This window comes from Streptomyces sp. SID3212 (assembly GCF_009865405.1).
Taxonomy (GTDB): domain Bacteria; phylum Actinomycetota; class Actinomycetes; order Streptomycetales; family Streptomycetaceae; genus Streptomyces.
The window spans coordinates 1-2,412 of record NZ_WWJY01001257.1 but is presented as its reverse complement, the minus strand read 5'-3'; the positions used below and the strand labels follow the sequence as shown (position 1 = coordinate 2,412).

Genomic DNA, 2,412 nt, shown 5'->3' with positions numbered 1-2,412 from the left:
GAGGGGGGTGGGGTCGGAGGAGGTGCGTGTGGCCGGACGTAAAGCGTGTTTTGTGGCGCATGACTCCGGTGAACTGGACGAGTTCCTGAGGCGCCGTAAAACATGCAGTCCGGACATACGTACCTCCGCAGGCCCCACCCCCCGTCACCACGACAAACCCAGCCCGTCCGGCGATTGAGGACATCAGTAACCCGCGCCGGACACCGGGCAGAGGCCAAACCGAAGCCCGTCCGGCGCATGAGGACATCAGTGGCCGCGCCGGACACCGGCGCGAGGGCAAAGAACAAACGCAACGGCCCCGCTACGCGTCACCGCACTCCGACGCCTGCCGGCACAAATTCGCCTCCACCTTCGACAGCAGCCGCGCCAACTCCCCCCGCTCCCCCTCGTCCAGCCCCGCCAGCGTGTGCTCCTCCAGTTCGCCCCACGCGTCCTTCACCTCGGACCGCAGCGCGCAGCTGTCCCGCGTCGACTCGACCAGGACCGCCCGCCGGTCCAGCGGGTCGGACGTTCGCGTCACATAGCCCGCCTGGTCCAGGCGCTGGAGCATCTTCGTGACCGTCGACGGATCCAGGTCCATCGCCTTGATCAGCTCCGCCTGGCGGACAGGACCCGCGTTCCACAGGTGCATCATCAGGAACTCCTGCCCGGGATAGAGCCCGGTCCGCTGGAGCAGCTTGCCCGCCGCGATGCGGTGCAGCCGGGCGATCCGGGACAGGGCGTTGCTCACAGGGCTGCCGCGCATCCCGCTCGGAGCATCATGCGCCTCAGGCAGGGTCCCACCAGGCCTTACACCGGTAAAACCGGGCGCTCCGCCCGGACACGCGGGGTCGTCGGAAGTCATGCCCCCAGTTTAGCTTGGTCGGCCAAGGAATGAGCTAGAGTGACCCGCGGTTGTTTACTTGGCCGACCACATACCGTGCCGTCGGCCCACCGTGCCTTTGGAGTCACCATGACCACCGCGTTCGACCCGATCGACCTCTCGGGTACGCAGCTCGCCAACCGCATCGCCCTGGCGCCCATGACCCGGAGCCGTTCCTACGGCCCCAGCCACGCGCCCACCGACGTTGTCGCCGAGTACTACGCCCAGCGGGCCTCGGCCGGTCTGGTGATCACCGAGGGGATCCAGCCGTCCGTCGTCGGGCAGGGGTACCCGGACACCCCGGGCCTGCACAGCGAGGAGCAGATCGCCGGCTGGCGCAAGGTCACCGACGCCGTGCACGCCAAGGGCGGCACGATCTTCGCGCAGGTCATGCACGCCGGCCGGATCGGCCACCCCGACCTGCTGCCCGGCGACCTGATCCCGGTCGCCCCGTCCCCGATCGCCGCGAAGGGGCAGGTCTACCTCCACGACGGTCCGAAGGACTTCGTCACGCCCCACGAGCTGACGTCGGACGAGATACGGGCGACGATCGGCGACTTCGTCGCGGCGGCCCGTAACGCGATCGACGCGGGCTTCGACGGCGTGGAGCTGCACGGCGCCAACGGTTACCTGATCCACCAGTTCCTGTCGGACACCACCAACGCGCGCACCGACGAGTGGGGCGGTTCCGTCGAGGGCCGTACGCGCTTCGCGGTCGAGGTCGCCCGCGCCGTCGTCGCCGAGATCGGCGCCGAGCGCACCGCGATCCGCGTCTCGCCCGGAAACCCGCTCAACGACATCGGCGCGGAGGGCGAACTGGAGGCCACGTACACCTCGTTGGTCCAGCAGTTCGAGACGCTCGGTCTCGCGTACGTCCATGTGGTCGAGTACAGCCGCGAGTTGACGCTCGTCCTGCGCAAGCACTTCTCCGGGACGCTCGTCCTCAACGCCAAGACCGAAGGGCCCACCAGCCCCGAGGAGCTCAAGCTCATCGAGGACGGCGTCGCCGACCTCGTCTCCTTCGGCCAGCTCTTCCTCGCCAACCCGGACCTCCCGGCGCGGCTCAAGGCCGGCGGCCCGTACAACACCCCTGACCCGTCCACGTTCTTCGGCGGTACGGAGAAGGGCTTCACGGACTACCCCGTCCTGGCGGGCTGACCGTACAACAGGCGGGGGCGGGCCGGTCGTCGTCCGACCGGCCCACCCCCGCCCGTACTCACCAGGACTCCTCGACCGCCCTCGCCGCCGCCTCCACGCACACCGTGACCCCGCTCTCCCCGAGCGCCGCGCCCAGGGCGAGGAGCGAGGTCCGTACGGCGTCCTCCGTCGCGTCGGGGCCGTAGTGGTTCACGCGGACCATCTCGGAGGCGAGCGCGCCACCCCCCGCGACCAGCGGCAGCGAGGCGTCCGAGGCGAGCGCCTTCGCCACCACCTCGGACGCGTCGACCCCGGCCGGGACCCGGATCGTGGTGGCCACCGGAGCCGCCGCCGCGTCCGCGCCCACAAACGGCTCGACCCCGCCGCCCAGCGCCCGCGCACCCGCGCGTGTC

The 2,412-nt window shown here is 70.4% G+C and carries 2 protein-coding genes and 1 pseudogene; 1 reads left to right on the top strand and 2 read right to left on the bottom strand.

What is annotated here, in order from left to right; all coding sequences use genetic code 11:
• Nucleotides 1-301 precede the first annotated feature (301 nt).
• The gene (locus tag GT042_RS37785; RefSeq protein WP_237531588.1) at nucleotides 302-745 is read right to left on the bottom strand and encodes a MarR family winged helix-turn-helix transcriptional regulator; all 444 of its coding nucleotides are present in this window, start codon (nucleotides 743-745) and stop codon (nucleotides 302-304) included.
• A 207-nt stretch (nucleotides 746-952) separates the two neighbouring features.
• On the opposite strand from GT042_RS37785, the gene GT042_RS37780 reads away from it, so the two are divergent.
• The gene (locus GT042_RS37780; RefSeq protein WP_161313182.1) at nucleotides 953-2,020 is read left to right on the top strand and encodes an alkene reductase; all 1,068 of its coding nucleotides are present in this window, start codon (nucleotides 953-955) and stop codon (nucleotides 2,018-2,020) included.
• A gap of 58 nt (nucleotides 2,021-2,078) precedes the next feature.
• Here GT042_RS37780 and GT042_RS37775 read toward each other — a convergent pair.
• A pseudogene (locus GT042_RS37775) lies at nucleotides 2,079-2,412 on the bottom strand (alanine--glyoxylate aminotransferase family protein); the annotation flags it as partial.